Raw genomic sequence first — 14,909 nt, forward strand, 5'->3', positions numbered from 1 at the left:
CTCGCGAGCAAGCTCACTCCTACAGATTGCTACGTGTTCTATAAGCCGCCCCCGCATGCCGTTCCGGCAGTCGAGCGTCGCCGTCCTCAAACAGCTTCTCGCGCAAGGTGCCGTGCTCGTAGGCGGTCTTGTATGAGCCGCGCCGTTGCAGCTCGGGGATCACCAGATCGATGAAATCCTCGTAGCTCTCCGGGGTGACGATGCGGGTCAGGTTGAAGCCGTCCAGGCCGGTTTCGGCGATCCACGATTCCAGCTCGTCGGCGACCTGCCCGGGCGAGCCGATCAGCGTGATGTAACGGCCGCCGAGGGCGTGTTGATCAAGCAGCTTCTGGCGGGTCCAGTCGTTGTTCTTGAGAATCTTCGTCGCTGACTGAATGGCATTGCCTTTCACGTGCTGGATCGGCTCGTCGAGCTCGTAGTCGGCGAAGTCGATGCCGGTGGACGCAGCAAAATGCGCGAGCCCGGCCTCGGCGCTGGCGTAGTTCAGGTACTCCGCGTGCTTGGCCCGCGCCGCTTCTTCGGTGGGGCCAACGATGACGTTGAGGCCCATGAACACTTTGATGTCATCGGGGTTGCGCCCGGCCGCCACGGCACTGGCGCGGACCTTGTCGACCTGCTCGCGGGTCGCGGGTTTGTTCTGCGCGCTGATGAACACGCACTCGGCGTTGCTGCCGGCAAACTGCAAACCGCGCTCGGAACTGCCCGCCTGAAACAGCACCGGCGTGCGCTGCGGCGACGGCTCGCACAGGTGATAACCCTCCACCTGATAGAACTCGCCGCTGTGCCGCACGTAATGGACTTTTTCCGGCTGGGCGTAGACGCGCGCCTGACGGTCCTCGATGACTGCGTCGTCCTCCCAACTGCCTTCCCACAGCTTGTACAAAACCTCCAGGTATTCATCGGCCTGGTCGTAGCGGCGGTCGTGTTCGATCTGCTCGGTCAGGCCCATCGCGCGCGCGGCGCTGTCCAGATAACCGGTGACGATGTTCCAGCCCACGCGGCCGCGCGTCAGGTGATCCAGCGTCGACATGCGCCGGGCGAACAGATACGGCGCCTCGTAGGTGAGGTTGGCGGTCAGGCCGAAGCCGAGGTTTTTGGTGACCGCGGCCATGGCCGATACCAGCAACAGCGGATCATTCACCGGCAACTGGATCGATTCCTTCAGGGTTACGTCCACCGACTTCTGGTAGACGTCATAGACCCCGACGATGTCCGCGATGAACAACCCGTCGAACAGCCCGCGCTCCAGCAACTGCGCCAGCTCTGTCCAGTATTCCAGGGTCTTGTACTGGGTCGACGTGTCCCGGGGGTGTGTCCAGAAACCGTGATTGATGTGGCCGATGCAGTTCATGTTGAACGCGTTGAGCAGGATCTTTTTCTTGCTCATCAGATCGTCCCCCGGCGTGGCGGGTTGACGTCATTGAGGTAGTAGTTGCCGATGGCGTGATACTTCCAGCGCACCGGGTCGTGCAACGTGTGGACTCGCGCGTTGCGCCAGTGCCGGTCAAGGCCGTGCTCTGCCAGCGTGGCCTGGGAACCGGCGAGTTCGAACAAGGTGCTGCCGGCTTCCAATGAGATGTCGGTGCTGATCGCCCGCGCCTCCGCGACCGCTATCGATGCCTGGGCCAGATTGTCGGCTGTGGTGTCGGCCTGGGCCCGATCCAGGAATTCCCCCGAACGTTCGAGCAGGGCTTCGGCGGCGTGCAGGCGAATGCCGAGCTTGCCAAAGCTGTGCAGTGTCAGCGGGTCATCGACGGCTTTTTCGATGCCAGAGTCGATCCAGGGCCGCGTGCGGGTGCGCACGAAATGCAGCGCGTCTTCAAAGGCCGCGCGGGCGATGCCGGTGTCGATGGCCGCATGGAGGATTTGTGCGAGAGGGCCGACGGTGGTCGGGCGCTCGAAGGCGGTCTGAAACGGCACCACGTCGTCGGCGTCAACGTACACGTTATCGAACACCACCGAGCCGCTGCCCGTGGTGCGCTGGCCGAAGCCGCTCCAGTCATCGATCACGCTCAGCCCCGTTGCGTTGGCTGGCACGAATGCCAGCTGCTGCACGCCGTTTTCATCGACCACCGAGGTCGGTATGCGTTGGGCGTAAAGCGCGCCGGTGGCGTAGAACTTGCGGCCGTTGATGCGCCAGCCGTTGCCGTCGCGGCTCAGTCGGGTGGTGCGGTCGTGGGCGGTTTTGGTACCCAGTTCAGCCAGCGCGTTACCGAAGCGCTGACCGGCGAGGACCTCGGCGTACAGACGCGCCTGCTGCGCCGGGCTGCCATTCACGCGCAGCACTTCCAGCGCGTAAAAGTGGTTCTGTGGAATTTGCCCCAGAGAGGCGTCGGCGGCAGAGATGATCCGAATGACCTCGGCCAGGGTGACATTGGACACGCCAGCGCCGCCAAAGGCCTTTGGCACGCTGATGCCCCACAGTCCCGAGCGGGAAAACGCTTCCAGTTCCTGATGGGGCAGGCGCCGTTCACGATCACGGGTGGCGCTCTGTTGTTTGAAATCTTCCGCCAGCGTGCGGGCGATACGCAGCGCCTCGGCGTCGTCACGAATGATCGCGGTCACGGCGGTCGCCTGCGTGTCACGCGGCAAGGTTTGAAGGCTCATAGGTGTGCTTCCAGTGGTCTGGTTATATCCAGGAGTGACGGGCGGGCAGGGCGCCGTTCAGGTGCCAGGCGCCGACGGCGTGGACCTTCCAGCGCACCGGGTCGTGGAGGGTGTGAACCCGCGCGTTGCGCCAGTGACGATCGAGATTGAATTCGGCCAGCGTCGCGCGACTGCCCGACAGCTCGAACAGCTTTTCGCTGGCCTGCAGGGCGATTTGCGTGGTCAGCACCTTGGCTTCGGCGACCACGATGGACGCCCGCGCCGCTGATTGTTCGTCGATGGGTTCGGCGGCGATGTCATCCAGCGCACGGCCGGCCTTGCGCAGCAGCGCTTCGGCGGCGTGCAGCTCGAGTTTCAGCTTGCCGATGTCAGCGATCACATACGGATCGTCACCGGCGCGCTCGACATTGGCGTCGATCCACGGCCGCGAACGCTCGCGCACAAAACGAATGCTTTCGTCGATGGCTTCCCGGGCAATGCCCGCATCGATGGCGGCCTGAATCAGTTGCGAGACCGCGCCCTGAATGTTCGGAGACAGGCCCAGCTTCCAGTTATCAACAACCAGTTCGCCACTCACGCGCACGTTTTCCAGCAGCACGCTGCCGCTGGCGGTGGTGCGCTGACCGAAGCCGGACCAGTCGTCGATGATGTGCAGCCCCGGCGTCCCGCGTGGCACGAACACCAGCACTTGTTTGCCGTCGTCATTGATGGCCTTGACCGCCACCCAGTGGGCGAACAGCGCGCCGGTCGAGTAGAACTTGCGGCCATTGAGCAAAAACTGATCACCGTCCGCAGTTATTCGCGTTCTGACGTCGAGGGTGTTTTTGGTCCCGCGTTCGGGGCCGCCGTTGCCGATACGTGCGCCGCCGAGCACGCTGGCGAACAGGGTTTCTTTCTGCGCCTCGGTAGCGCTGCCGATCAGCGAGTTGAGAATCCCGAAGTGGTTTTGCGGAATCTGGCCCACGGCAGGGTCAGCCGCCGAGAGGATGGCGAAGACCTCGGCCACGGTTACGAACGACACCTGCGGCCCGCCGTATGCGCGCGGTACCGTGATGCTGCCCAGGCCGCTGCGGCTGAACAACTCGATTTCCGACCAGGGCAGTTGCCGCTCGCGGTCTCGCGTGGCGGCATTCGGGCGCACGATCGCGGCCAGTTCATGGGCCGCGGCAAGGGCATCGGCGTCGTTGCGCAGTACGTTGGCAGGGAGCAGGGGAGGAGCCACGTCCAGGGTGTGCTGGACAGAAAGGGCGTTCAGATCAGTCATGGTGGTGACCTTCACGAGCGCGAGCACTGGGGTCGTTGTGCTTGACCATTCGAACCTCGAATCAATACCGCGATAGCGGCGGGAAAATTGACGATGGTCCGGTGGTCCGGTGCATATACCCTAAGCGTGTATAAACATTAAATAAACTCACATTTAGGAATAAGCATAGAAGGCGAAATGGCGGCTGCTGTCGCCAGCGCCGTGGCTTGCGTGTAGGTCAGGCATGAACCGAAGGCCAGCGCCAGAATCATGTACTTGACCAAATGTCTGAAGGGCATGGCGAACACCTTGTGAGGGGTTTCACCGCAGGCTAGCAGCCCGTTCCCGCGTATCCAGGGGGAAGCTGTAGGACGCTGATGGAGATGATGTGGGAGGTTTCTTCTCTGTGGCTGATCCGTGGCGCCGTTCACGGTTGCAGCACGCCGGGCGGCAGACGTATCGCGGCACGCCGAGGGTGCGCCGCGACAGCGTCTTGAGCGGGGTCGATATCAAGCTCCGACCTCATCGGTCATGTCGGTCGATACCTTGATCAATCGCGCCGGCGCCCAACGCGAGTTATTGCCGACCCGGTCAATCACGCAATAGCTCACCTCCAGGTGCGGATCATCGCCCGCCTCGCGCACCAATTCTGCTGGTACTTCAACCACGATGGGCAGGCCGACCTCTTCTTGGGTGAGCGCTGGCAGATCCAGACGCATGTCGCCCCAGCGAAGAGTGATTTCATCGTAGGCATCCATGTTGGGATAAGCGTCGAGGGTGAGCTGTACGCCCTCATCGAAGTGGCGCGCAGTCAAACCGTCCTGCATGACCGACTCGGCGAACGTCACCGGTGCCAGTCCCTGATTCTCATCGCCCTCGCCGCTGACCAATTGACCGCCGGGAATCTCCAGTTTGACCCATAGCTTGGCGCCGGGAGATTTAATGGGTTCGCTGCCAATTTTGGTAACGCGATAGTAGGTTTTCACTTTTCCACTTCGAAGAAAACTTTCGGGTACATGTAGGACGGATGTATGCCCGATGTCGGACTCCGATAAAAGTTTTGAGGCGGCATAACAGCCTCCCCAAAACAATTCGATCAAATCACCGCAGTCCATCTCTGGCCAAGGGTCGATGTGCACTCGCAGATCGGCCGCCGCCAAGGCGCCAATCCCGTGCTTGTTCGACTGCGGAAGATACGGCGCCATCAACTTGAAAGACTGAGTCATTACAGGGATACGGATCATCTTTTAATACTCTTCGAATGCGTGCCTGGATCAAGGCAAGTCAGGTGATTAATTCACTGCAACTGCAGCGTGATAACGACTGGCACTAGTACACGCCGGGATGCATAGGCATGGCAAACATTACAAACGGAGGTAATTAGTGGGTTGCTGTTCTGGAAAAAGAATAAACCGAGAGCGATTTCAGCTAATTGTGTTGCGGTGTTTGTGTCAACGGTAATTAAGTTTTTAAAGTGTGTGTAACGCAAATGCAGAAGTTTCCTACAGTTGGGCGTTGCTTATGGGGAGGGGGGTGCGACTGTGGTCCTACCTGAGCCGCCGGGCGCGCCATATTCCGCAGTCAGTAAGCTAATGAAAAGTGTCAGCGACAGTTATTTGTGGGCGAGGAAATGGTCAATCAACGTTGCGGGGAAGTAGAGACAGTGAGCGCTGTTCGTATTGAAAAAACAGATAGATTGATTACGGCTAGCCGGCGTCGAAATAGTAGGACTTTTAGTGAGTCAACGCTTTTCTAAATATGAACGACAAAGAAAACGGCGCCTATGGGCGCCGTTTTAAACACATAACGTGTCGGACTAATTCCTGCTGCGCTCAAGAAACTGCCTTGTGCGTTCTTCTTTGGGGTTGGCGAACAGCTCTTTCGCTTCGCCCTGTTCAACGATGACGCCCTTGTCGATGAAGATCACCCGGTTGGCGACGTCCCGCGCGAAGCTCATCTCATGGGTCACGATCACCATCGTGCGTTTCTCCAGAGCGAGGGCGTGAATGGTATTCAGCACCTCACCCACCAGCTCGGGATCGAGCGCCGACGTCGGTTCATCAAACAGAATGACCTCCGGCTCCATGGCCAGCGCCCGGGCAATCGCCACACGCTGCTGTTGACCACCGGACAGACGACGCGGATAAGCGTCTTCTTTACCCGCGAGGCCGACCTTCGCCAGCAGCGTGCGGCCCAGCTCGATGGCCTGTTCGCGCGGCATCTTCTTGACCACAGTGGGGCCTTCGATGACGTTTTCCAGCGCGGTGCGGTGGGGGAACAGATTGAAGTTCTGGAAGACGAACCCGACATGCTGGCGCAGTTGCCGGATCAGACCCTGCTGCTGGCTCAACGGGCGGCTCAAATCGACTTTGATGTCGCCCACGACAATGCTGCCGCTCGTAGGCACTTCCAGCAGATTCAGGCAGCGCAGCAGCGTCGTTTTACCCGAACCGCTAGGGCCGATGATCGCTACCACTTCGCCCGGCTCGACCGTCAGGTCAATGCCCTTGAGCACTTCGTTGCCCTTGAATTGCTTGGTCAGTTTTTCAACCGTGATCATGCCTCAGGACTCCACATCGTGGCGGTTGGCCCGTGCTTCCAGGCGATTTTGAAAATGCGCCAGGATGCTGCACAGCACCCAATAGATCACCGCAACGGTGAAATACATGGTGAAGATCTCCAGCGTCCGCGAAGAGATCAGCTGCGCCTGGCGGAACACTTCCGGCACCTGAATGGTGGCGGCCATCGCCGTGTCCTTGACCAGTGAAATAAAGCTGTTGCCCAAGGGCGGCAACGCGGTGCGTGCAGCTTGCGGCAGGATGGCGCGGCGCATGGTCTGGGCGCGCGTCATACCAATGCTCGCAGCGGCTTCCCATTGCCCCCGGTCCACCGAACCGATCGCGGCCCGAAGGATTTCGCAGGCATACGCGGCCATGTTCAGCGACAGGCCGATCAGCGCTGCGGTGATCGCATCCAGTTCAATGCCCAGGTCCGGCAAGCCGTAATAGATCATGAACAGCTGGACGAGCAGCGGCGTGCCACGGAAGAACGAGACGTAAACCCTGGCGACGGCGCTGATGACCCAGATCTTCGACAAACGCATCAGTGCCAGGCCGAAGCCCAGCACCAATCCGAAAAACATCGACCCCAGGCTCAAGCCCACCGTGTAATACGCGCCCTTGAGCAGGAAGGGCGCGGAGTCCAGCGCGAGCTGAAGGCTCTCTGGAATCATTTGGTCACGTCAGCCTTGAAGTACTTGTCCGACAGCTTGGCGAGGGTGCCGTCTGCGCGCAGCTTGTCGATGGCCTTGTTGATCGCGTCCAGCAGTTCAGGCTCGCCCTTGCGCAGTGCGATACCGGATTCCTGACGAGAGAACGGTTCGCCGGAAACGGCCAGCTTGTCCTTGGTCTTGGCGACCAGTTCCAGCGCAGCGAGACGGTCGACGAGGATGGCGTCGATACGGCCGACACGCAGGTCCTGGTATTTGGTCGGATCATCGTCGTAGGTTTTGACGATGGCATCAGGCACGTTGGCTTTCAGCCATTCTTCGTAGTTGGTGCCCAGGCCGACGCCCACTTTCTTGCCTTTCAGGTCTGCGGCCGTTTTGATCACGCCGACGTCTTTGGTCTGCACCAGCGCTTGAATGCCCGACACGGTGTAGGGTTCGGAGAAGTCGTACTTCTTTTTACGCTCGTCGGAGATGGTCACCTGATTGACCACGACATCCAGACGCTTGGACTCCAATGCCGCCAGAATGCCGGCCCACGGCGTGGCTTGCAGCTTGACCTTGACGCCCAGTTCCTTGGCCAGTGCTTCGGAGAACTCCACTTCGAAACCGGTCAGCTTGCCGTCTTCACCCACGAAGCTGAACGGGGGATAAGTGCCTTCCAGGCCGACATTAAGGGTTCCGTTCTTTTTGATGGTTGCCAGTTGATCGCCAGCGACAGCCTGGCTGACCAGACCCGTGCCCAGCACCAGGCTAAAGGCCGACAACAGAAAGGTGCGGCGGATTGCAGACATGTTCATGAAAGTCCCCTGTTTTAATTGGAATGTCAGGCAAGTATCAGACCCGACGAAGCTACGTTGGCATCACGCGTTTATCCAGCTTTTTCAGTCGCCTGCAAGGCTCTGCACGCCGGCTGGCGGCGATCATAAGACTCGAGCCCAACGATGAAAAATAATAAAAAGCGGATCGGTTATCAGTTTCTGGAATATGGCGTTCACGCGACAGTTTGCGTGGCAGCGGGACGAAGGCCCTATCCCGCCGAAAAGACGTCTTGATACGCAAACAAAGCTGGCGCGCCGCCGGTGTGGAGAAAGACGATCGGGCCGTCTTCGAAGCGCTGCCGGCCAATGCCGTCGAGCAGTCCAGCCATGGCTTTGCCGGTGTAAACCGGATCCAGCAACAGCCCTTCATGGCTGGCCACCAGCCGGATTGCCGCCAACGTCCCGGCATTCGGCTCGCCGTACCGTGGGCCGAAGTATTCATCCCACAGCTGCACCTTGAATGCGGCGGGCAACGATTCTTCCAGCAGTTCGACGGTTTGCTCGGCCAGGCGCTGAACCTTGGGCGCCTGGGTTTCTTCCGGACGCGATACGGTCACGCCTATCACCGGAAGCTCAGGCAGTTCTTCCGCCAGCGCCAACGCCAGGCCGCTGTGGGTGCCGGCACTGCCCGACGCGAGCACGACGGCCGCGAATGACAGGCCGCTTTGCTTGATCTGCTCGGCCAGTTCAAAACCGGCCTGCACATAACCCAGCGCGCCGAGGGCATTCGAACCGCCGATTGGCACCAGATAGGGCCTCTTGCCGCTGAGGCGAAGTCGGCTGGCCAGGGCTTGTAACTGGTCGTCGGCGTTGTCGAGGTTCTCGACCAATTCGACCTTGGTATCGAACAAATCCAGCAGCAGGCGATTGCCGTTGCCCAGGTAATTGCTGTCGTCGGTTGCAATCGGGTTTTCCAGCAGCGCCACACAACCCAGGCCGAGGCGGGCGGCGAGGGCAGCCGTCTGACGCACGTGGTTGGACTGAATGGCGCCCGCGGTGATTAATGTGTCGCATCCTTGAGCCAGGGCATCGGCCGCGAGGTATTCCAGCTTGCGCAGCTTGTTGCCGCCCATGGCCAGCGGGGTGACGTCGTCGCGTTTCACGTAAATGTCGCGCCCGGCCCAGGTCGAAAGGCGTTCGAGCTTTTCAAAGGGCGTCGGACCGCCGAGCAATTCCAGACGATTAAAACGGGCGAGCTGTTGTTTGATCATGGTGGCGTCGACAGGTCTGCAATTGAGTCGCAGGACTATAGGCAGACGTTTCCCACAGGGCAACCGCCCGGCGTCCTCCATCCCCTGCACAGAAGCCCCACGAAAATAGTTATTTTTTTGCCGCGAAGGGATGTCGTAGAGTGATTCCACTTCGGCCGTTACAGCCTGACTGGCCGTTGAATTGAGGAGAAATCTGCGTGAGCACTATTCCCGACCTGTCCCCGGAATCCTGCGCCGAGGGCGTGACCGGCCACTGGCAACTGCAGCGGATTGTGGGCGAATTGCGCGCCGCGCGTGATGACTGGCGTACCAGCAACGGCCGAATCAGCGGGGAGAAGGGCGGCCGCGAGCTGCCTTCCCGCGAGGCCATGCGCGACATTCTCGATGCGCTCTGCGGCGCGCTGTTTCCAATGCGGCTGGGGCCGGTGGACCTGCGCGAAGAGAGCGAGGACTTCTACGTCGGCTACACCCTCGACGTGGCATTGAATTCGCTGCTCGATCAGGCGCGGCTCGAACTGCGCTACGCCGCCCGCCAGAAAGGCCAGGATGCCAGCTGCGCGGATGTGCATGCGGAACGGCTGATTCAGGATTTCGCCAGCGCACTGCCGACGATTCGCCGCGTCCTCGACACCGACGTGCTGGCGGCGTACCACGGTGACCCTGCCGCGCGCAGTGTTGATGAGGTGTTGTTGTGCTACCCGGGCATTTTGGCGGTGATTCACCATCGTCTGGCCCATCATCTGTACCACAACGGTTTGCCCCTGCTGGCGCGCATCAGCGCCGAACTGGCCCATTCCGCCACGGGCATCGATATCCATCCCGGTGCGCAGATCGGCCCGAGCTTCTTTATCGATCACGGGACCGGCGTGGTCATCGGCGAGACCGCGATCATCGGCGAGCGCGTGCGCATCTATCAGGCCGTTACCCTCGGTGCCAAACGCTTCCCCTCCGATGAAGACGGCCAATTGCTCAAGGGCCATGCCCGTCACCCGATCGTCGAAGACGATGTAGTGATCTATGCCGGCGCCACGATTCTGGGGCGCATCACCATCGGCAAGGGCTCGACCATCGGCGGCAACGTGTGGCTCACGCGCGGCGTCCCGGCGGGCAGTAACGTCAATCAGGCGAGCCTGCAGCATGAGGATGGCTGTCCGAAGTAGCCCGTCATATCGCAAATTTCAGGGTGAGCACACTGGCCTCTTCCCGGCTGAAGCCGGCCCCACTAATTGACCGCATAGCTCTTGTAGGACCGGCTTTAGCCGGGAAGGCGTCAGTCGTTATGTCGCAAATCTTCGGGTGAGCACACTGGCCTCTTCCCGGCTGAAGCCGGTCCTACTAATTGACCGCATAGCTTTTGTAGGACCGGCTTTAGCCGGGAAGGCGTCGGTCGCCATACCGCCAAGCCTCCATAATTTTCCAGCGCATTGAAAACCCTCCCGAACCCACGGAACGAAAGGCTTTCGTCGTCCGTCCTACTCTCGCCTGATTAAGCGTCACGCCACCGTGCATTAGTCTCCGGCCGTCTATTCGTGCTTTAATTGAACGTTCAATCAAGTTAAACCGGTGGTTCGCTGCCCGCTGATCTCAGGAGGCCTACCTTTGCCGCATCTACGTTCCATGATCGATCCCCTCGCCCGCGCGGCGGTATTCATATGAATAATTCAAGCGCTTCGAACAGCTCGCCTGTTCGCATGAATGGCCCTGTTTTCTACTTCGCTGCCAGCTTCATCCTGATCTTCGGACTGGTCGTGATCGGCTTCCCGGAAGCCTCAGGGGCCTGGTTGCTCGCCGCGCAGAACTGGGCCGCCAACACCGTTGGCTGGTACTACATGCTGGCCATGACCCTGTATCTGCTGTTCGTTGTGGTCACTGCACTGTCCGGCTACGGCAAGATCAAGCTCGGCGCCGACCACGACGAACCCGAATTCAGCTATCTATCCTGGGCCGGCATGCTGTTCGCCGCCGGGATCAGCATCACGCTGTTCTTCTTCTGCGTATCCGAGCCGCTGACCCACATGCTGCAGCCGCCGCAGGGTGAGGGCGGGACCACCCAATCGGCCCGTCAGGCCATGCAGCTGCTGTTTCTGCATTGGGGCCTGCACGGGTGGGGCGTTTTCGCCTTCGTCGGTATGGCGCTGGCCTACTTCGCCTATCGCCATAACCTGCCGCTGGCGTTGCGTTCGGCGCTGTATCCGTTGATCGGCAAGCGCATCAACGGCCCGATCGGTTACGCAGTCGACGGTTTCGGCATCATCGCCACCATCTTCGGCCTCGGCGCCGACATGGGGTTTGGTGTACTGCACCTGAATTCCGGGCTGGACTACCTGTTCAACGTGCCGCACACCCAATGGATTCAGGTCGGTTTAATCACTCTGATGATGGGCGCGGCAATCCTGGTGGCCATTGCGGGCGTCGACAAAGGCGTGCGCGTCATGTCCGACATCAACATGCTGCTGGCCTGCGCGCTGCTGCTGTTCGTGTTGTTTGCCGGACCCACGCAGCACCTGCTCAATACGCTGGTGCAGAACATCGGCGATTACCTCGGCGCGTTGCCGGTCAAGAGCTTCGACGTCTATGCGTACGATGGCCCGAGCGACTGGCTGGGTGGCTGGACCGTGTTCTATTGGGCGTGGTGGATTGCCTGGTCGCCGTTCGTGGGTCTGTTCATCGCGCGTATCTCCCGTGGTCGCACCATTCGTGAATTCGTCTGCGGCGTGCTGCTGATCCCGCTGGGCTTCACCCTCGCGTGGATGTCGATTTTCGGTAACAGCGCCATCGACCTGGTGCTGAACCACGGCATGGCTGCGTTGGGCCAATCGGCTATCGACGATCCGTCGATGACCCTTTACCTGATGCTGCAGACGTACCCATGGAGCCGGACGGTCATTGCCGTGACGGTGTTCATCAGCTTCGTGTTCTTCGTGACTTCGGCCGACTCCGGCACCGTGGTGCTGTCGACGCTTTCTGCCAAAGGCGGCAGCCCGGACGAAGATGGCCCGAAATGGCTGCGTGTGTTCTGGGGCGTGATGACGGCGCTGATCACCAGCGGCTTGCTGTTCTCGGGCAGCATCGATGCGCTGAAGTCGGCGGTGGTACTGACTTCGTTGCCGTTCTCGCTGATTCTGCTGCTGATGATGTGGGGGCTGCACAAGGCGTTCTACATGGAGTCCCAGCGCCAGATCGCTCAGCTGTATTCACTGGCACCGGTCTCCGGATCCCGGCGTGGCGGCTGGCGTCAGCGTCTGACTCAGGCCGTGGCGTTCCCGTCCCGTGATGAGGTTTACCGCTTCCTCGACCAGACCGTACGCCCGGCGATTGAAGAAGTGACGGCAGTGTTCGTCGAGAAGGGCCTGACCGTCGTGACTCAGCCGGATCCGGCCAACGACACGGTGGGCCTGGAAATCGGCCACGGTGAAGAGCGTCCGTTTGTGTACCAGGTGACCATGAGTGGCTATTTCACACCGTCCTTCGCACGCGGCGGCATGGGCTCCAAACAGCTGAACAACCGCCGTTATTACCGCGCCGAAGTGCACTTGAGCGAGGGCAGTCAGGACTACGACCTGGTGGGCTACACAAAGGAACAGGTCATCAACGACATCCTCGACCAGTACGAGCGCCACCTGCAGTTCCTGCACCTGGTGCGTTAAGGCGCTTGCTTTTACACCTTCGATTTCTACCTAAGCCAAGCCACCATTGGCCCGCAGCACCTGCCCATTCACCCAGCCTGAATCCGGGCCGGCTAGAAAGGACACGACGCTGGCGATATCTTCCGGCTGCCCCAGGCGCTGCAACGGCGGCATGTTGGCAAAGTGCTGGATTTGCTCCTCGGTTTTGCCTTGCAGGAACAGCTCGGTCGCCACCGGCCCCGGCGCGACGGCATTCACCGTGATATTCCGCCCGCGCAGCTCCTTGGCAAATACATGGGTGAAGGCTTCGACGGCCGCCTTGGTCGCGTTATAGATGGCATAGCCCGGCAGGTTCAGCGCCAGCGCAGTGGTGGAGAAGTTGATGATGCGACCGCCGTCGTTCATCCGCGCGCTGGCCTCGCGCAACGTGTTGAAGGTGCCTCGGGTGTTGATGTTGAACGCCTGATCGAATTGCTCATCGCTGGTGTCTGCCAGCGGCAGTGCCTTCATGACGCCGGCGTTATTGACCAGCACATTGACCTTGCCCAGCTTCGCTTCCGTTTGCTCGAACAACTCGCGGACCTCGTCAGCCTGGGCAACGTCGGCTTTCATCGCGATGGCCTGACCGCCCTCGTCTTTGAGCTGCGCAACCAGGGCGTCCGCTTCTGCCGCGCTGCTGGCGTAATTCACGACCACCGCGAAACCGTCGTGGCTCAAGCGCCGGGCGATTTCCGCGCCGATACCACGGGAGGCGCCGGTGACGATGGCGACCGGACGGGGGATGTGTGGAGTGGACTGCGTCATGGTGAGGCTCCGATTCATTTGAAAGTGAGTGCAGCTTCACATGGCAGACCGCGTTGATAAACGCCGCAGAAACGCCTTCATTGTTCTGCTGCAGCGAACAATGCAGTGGCCGTCGCTTTCCTTCAGCGCTGGAGCGTAGCGTTCGTCCACTCTCTTGAACCCCCTCGCCGCAGAGAAATCCGAGTAATCTCGCAGGTTCGTTTTGTGACTGACTTCCATACAAGAAAGAGAGGACTGGATGACTTACATCGCTGCCGAAAACCGTTATGAACGCATTCCCTATCGCCGTGTAGGCCGCAGTGGGCTGGTGCTGCCAGCGCTCTCCATGGGTCTGTGGCACAACTTCGGTGACAGCACGCCGATCGACACCCAGCGTGCGATGCTGCGCACGGCCTTCGATCTGGGTATCAACCACTTCGACCTCGCCAATAACTATGGCCCGCCGTACGGCAGTGCCGAAATCAACTTCGGTCGCCTGCTCAAGGAAGACTTCAAGCAATACCGCGACGAACTGATTATCTCCAGCAAAGCCGGCTGGGACATGTGGCCAGGGCCTTACGGTCAGGGCGGCGGATCGCGCAAATACGTGCTCGCCAGCCTCGATCAGAGCCTGCAGCGCATGGGCCTGGACTACGTCGATATTTTCTATTCCCACCGCTTCGACCCTGATACCCCGCTGGAAGAAACCGCGAGCGCACTGGCCACCGCTGTGCAGCAGGGCAAAGCGCTGTATATCGGGATTTCGTCGTATTCGGGCGCCAAAACCCGCGAAATCGCAGGCCTGCTGAAAGAGTGGAAAGTGCCGCTGCTGATTCATCAGCCGGCCTATAACCTGCTCAATCGCTGGGTGGAAAAAGACCTGCTGGACACCACCGAAGAACTCGGCTCGGGCGTCATTGCATTCACCGCGCTGGCCCAGGGGCTGCTGTCGGACAAATACCTGAACGGCATTCCAAAAGACGCACGGGTCAACCGTCCCGGTGGCGGGTCGCTACAGGCGGCGCATTTATCGGAGCAGAACATCGAGCACGTGCGTGCGCTGAACGAGATCGCCAAGCGTCGCGGTCAGAGCCTGGCGCAGATGGCACTGGCCTGGACACTGCGCGATCCGCGCGTCACGTCCGCACTGATCGGTGCAAGCCGTCCGGAGCAGATCATCGAGAACGTCGGGGCCCTCGACAATCTTCAGTTCAGTCAGGAAGAACTGGCCGAGATCGACCGGTTTGCGGTGGAAGGCGGAATTAATCTGTGGGAGAAGCCATCTTCGGCTGAGTAAACCCGCAGCCATCGTGGGCGCTCTTGCCCGCGATGGCGTCCTGCCTGCGGCGAATCCGTCTTTCAACTGACGCCATCGCAGGCAGGCGCTGCTGC

General features: G+C 60.5%; 13 protein-coding genes. 3 read left to right on the top strand and 10 right to left on the bottom strand.

Translation table 11 applies throughout. The annotated features are described in order from the left end of the window. Positions 1 to 19 precede the first annotated feature (19 nt). The 9 genes from ABEH28_RS20070 to ABEH28_RS20110 form a co-directional block, all read right to left on the bottom strand. The gene (locus ABEH28_RS20070) at positions 20 to 1,387 is read right to left on the bottom strand and encodes an LLM class flavin-dependent oxidoreductase (protein WP_346627274.1); all 1,368 of its coding nucleotides are present in this window, start codon (positions 1,385 to 1,387) and stop codon (positions 20 to 22) included. Beyond that, complete coding sequence (locus ABEH28_RS20075; protein ID WP_346631026.1) at positions 1,387 to 2,592, bottom strand: SfnB family sulfur acquisition oxidoreductase; 1,206 nt, start codon at positions 2,590 to 2,592, stop codon at positions 1,387 to 1,389. Before ABEH28_RS20075 ends, ABEH28_RS20070 begins: the two co-directional genes overlap by 1 nt. Positions 2,593 to 2,629: 37 nt before the next feature. Next, positions 2,630 to 3,871 (bottom strand): SfnB family sulfur acquisition oxidoreductase, encoded by a 1,242-nt coding sequence (locus ABEH28_RS20080; RefSeq protein ID WP_282371883.1) that lies wholly within the window; start codon positions 3,869 to 3,871, stop codon positions 2,630 to 2,632. Positions 3,872 to 4,008: 137 nt separating this feature from the next. Beyond that, complete coding sequence (locus ABEH28_RS20085) at positions 4,009 to 4,149, bottom strand: hypothetical protein (RefSeq protein WP_192173021.1); 141 nt, start codon at positions 4,147 to 4,149, stop codon at positions 4,009 to 4,011. Positions 4,150 to 4,359: 210 nt separating this feature from the next. Next, complete coding sequence (locus ABEH28_RS20090; RefSeq protein ID WP_346630896.1) at positions 4,360 to 5,094, bottom strand: hypothetical protein; 735 nt, start codon at positions 5,092 to 5,094, stop codon at positions 4,360 to 4,362. 572 nt (positions 5,095 to 5,666) lie between these two features. Then, positions 5,667 to 6,410 carry an L-cystine ABC transporter ATP-binding protein TcyN gene (tcyN, locus tag ABEH28_RS20095; protein ID WP_192173019.1) on the bottom strand — a complete coding sequence of 248 codons (744 nt, stop codon included), beginning with the start codon at positions 6,408 to 6,410 and terminating at the stop codon, positions 5,667 to 5,669. A gap of 3 nt (positions 6,411 to 6,413) precedes the next feature. After that, a complete protein-coding gene (gene tcyL / locus ABEH28_RS20100; RefSeq protein WP_133775647.1) occupies positions 6,414 to 7,082 on the bottom strand; it encodes a cystine ABC transporter permease in 669 nt (222 codons plus the stop codon). After that, entirely contained in the window at positions 7,079 to 7,876 is a 798-nt protein-coding gene (gene tcyJ / locus ABEH28_RS20105; RefSeq protein ID WP_192173018.1) for a cystine ABC transporter substrate-binding protein, read from the bottom strand. The genes tcyL and tcyJ overlap by 4 nt, the downstream gene beginning before the upstream one ends. A 230-nt stretch (positions 7,877 to 8,106) precedes the next feature. Continuing rightward, positions 8,107 to 9,108, bottom strand: a complete 1,002-nt coding sequence (locus ABEH28_RS20110; protein ID WP_346630897.1) for a D-cysteine desulfhydrase — start codon at positions 9,106 to 9,108, stop codon at positions 8,107 to 8,109. Positions 9,109 to 9,314: 206 nt separating this feature from the next. Here ABEH28_RS20110 and epsC point away from each other — a divergent pair, with 206 nt between their 5' ends. Further along, entirely contained in the window at positions 9,315 to 10,268 is a 954-nt protein-coding gene (gene epsC / locus ABEH28_RS20115) for a serine O-acetyltransferase EpsC (RefSeq protein WP_192173231.1), read from the top strand. 492 nt (positions 10,269 to 10,760) lie between these two features. After that, positions 10,761 to 12,755, top strand: coding sequence for a choline transporter BetT (betT, locus tag ABEH28_RS20120; protein WP_346630898.1), 1,995 nt, complete (start codon positions 10,761 to 10,763; stop codon positions 12,753 to 12,755). Between the two features lie 30 nt (positions 12,756 to 12,785). Here betT and ABEH28_RS20125 read toward each other — a convergent pair whose 3' ends face one another. Continuing rightward, positions 12,786 to 13,538 carry an SDR family oxidoreductase gene (locus ABEH28_RS20125; RefSeq protein WP_282373249.1) on the bottom strand — a complete coding sequence of 251 codons (753 nt, stop codon included), beginning with the start codon at positions 13,536 to 13,538 and terminating at the stop codon, positions 12,786 to 12,788. 238 nt (positions 13,539 to 13,776) lie between these two features. Here ABEH28_RS20125 and mgrA point away from each other — a divergent pair, with 238 nt between their 5' ends. Beyond that, positions 13,777 to 14,814, top strand: coding sequence for an L-glyceraldehyde 3-phosphate reductase (gene mgrA / locus ABEH28_RS20130; protein ID WP_346630899.1), 1,038 nt, complete (start codon positions 13,777 to 13,779; stop codon positions 14,812 to 14,814). The last annotated feature ends 95 nt before the right edge of the window (positions 14,815 to 14,909 follow it).

Source organism: Pseudomonas sp. Ps21-P2 (assembly GCF_039672565.1).
In the GTDB taxonomy this organism is placed as follows: Bacteria; Pseudomonadota; Gammaproteobacteria; order Pseudomonadales; family Pseudomonadaceae; genus Aquipseudomonas.

Excerpts from the sequence above, each read along its gene's own strand:
- mgrA (WP_346630899.1), top strand. The coding sequence starts at position 13,777 with ATGACTTACATCGCTGCCGAAAACCGTTATGAACGCATTCCCTATCGC.
- tcyL (WP_133775647.1), bottom strand. The coding sequence starts at position 7,082 with ATGATTCCAGAGAGCCTTCAGCTCGCGCTGGACTCCGCGCCCTTCCTG.
- ABEH28_RS20090 (WP_346630896.1), bottom strand. The coding sequence starts at position 5,094 with ATGATCCGTATCCCTGTAATGACTCAGTCTTTCAAGTTGATGGCGCCG.
- ABEH28_RS20125 (WP_282373249.1), bottom strand. The coding sequence starts at position 13,538 with ATGACGCAGTCCACTCCACACATCCCCCGTCCGGTCGCCATCGTCACC.
- betT (WP_346630898.1), top strand. The coding sequence starts at position 10,761 with ATGAATAATTCAAGCGCTTCGAACAGCTCGCCTGTTCGCATGAATGGC.
- ABEH28_RS20085 (WP_192173021.1), bottom strand. The coding sequence starts at position 4,149 with ATGCCCTTCAGACATTTGGTCAAGTACATGATTCTGGCGCTGGCCTTC.
- tcyN (WP_192173019.1), bottom strand. The coding sequence starts at position 6,410 with ATGATCACGGTTGAAAAACTGACCAAGCAATTCAAGGGCAACGAAGTG.
- ABEH28_RS20070 (WP_346627274.1), bottom strand. The coding sequence starts at position 1,387 with ATGAGCAAGAAAAAGATCCTGCTCAACGCGTTCAACATGAACTGCATC.
- ABEH28_RS20080 (WP_282371883.1), bottom strand. The coding sequence starts at position 3,871 with ATGACTGATCTGAACGCCCTTTCTGTCCAGCACACCCTGGACGTGGCT.
- ABEH28_RS20110 (WP_346630897.1), bottom strand. The coding sequence starts at position 9,108 with ATGATCAAACAACAGCTCGCCCGTTTTAATCGTCTGGAATTGCTCGGC.
- tcyJ (WP_192173018.1), bottom strand. The coding sequence starts at position 7,876 with ATGAACATGTCTGCAATCCGCCGCACCTTTCTGTTGTCGGCCTTTAGC.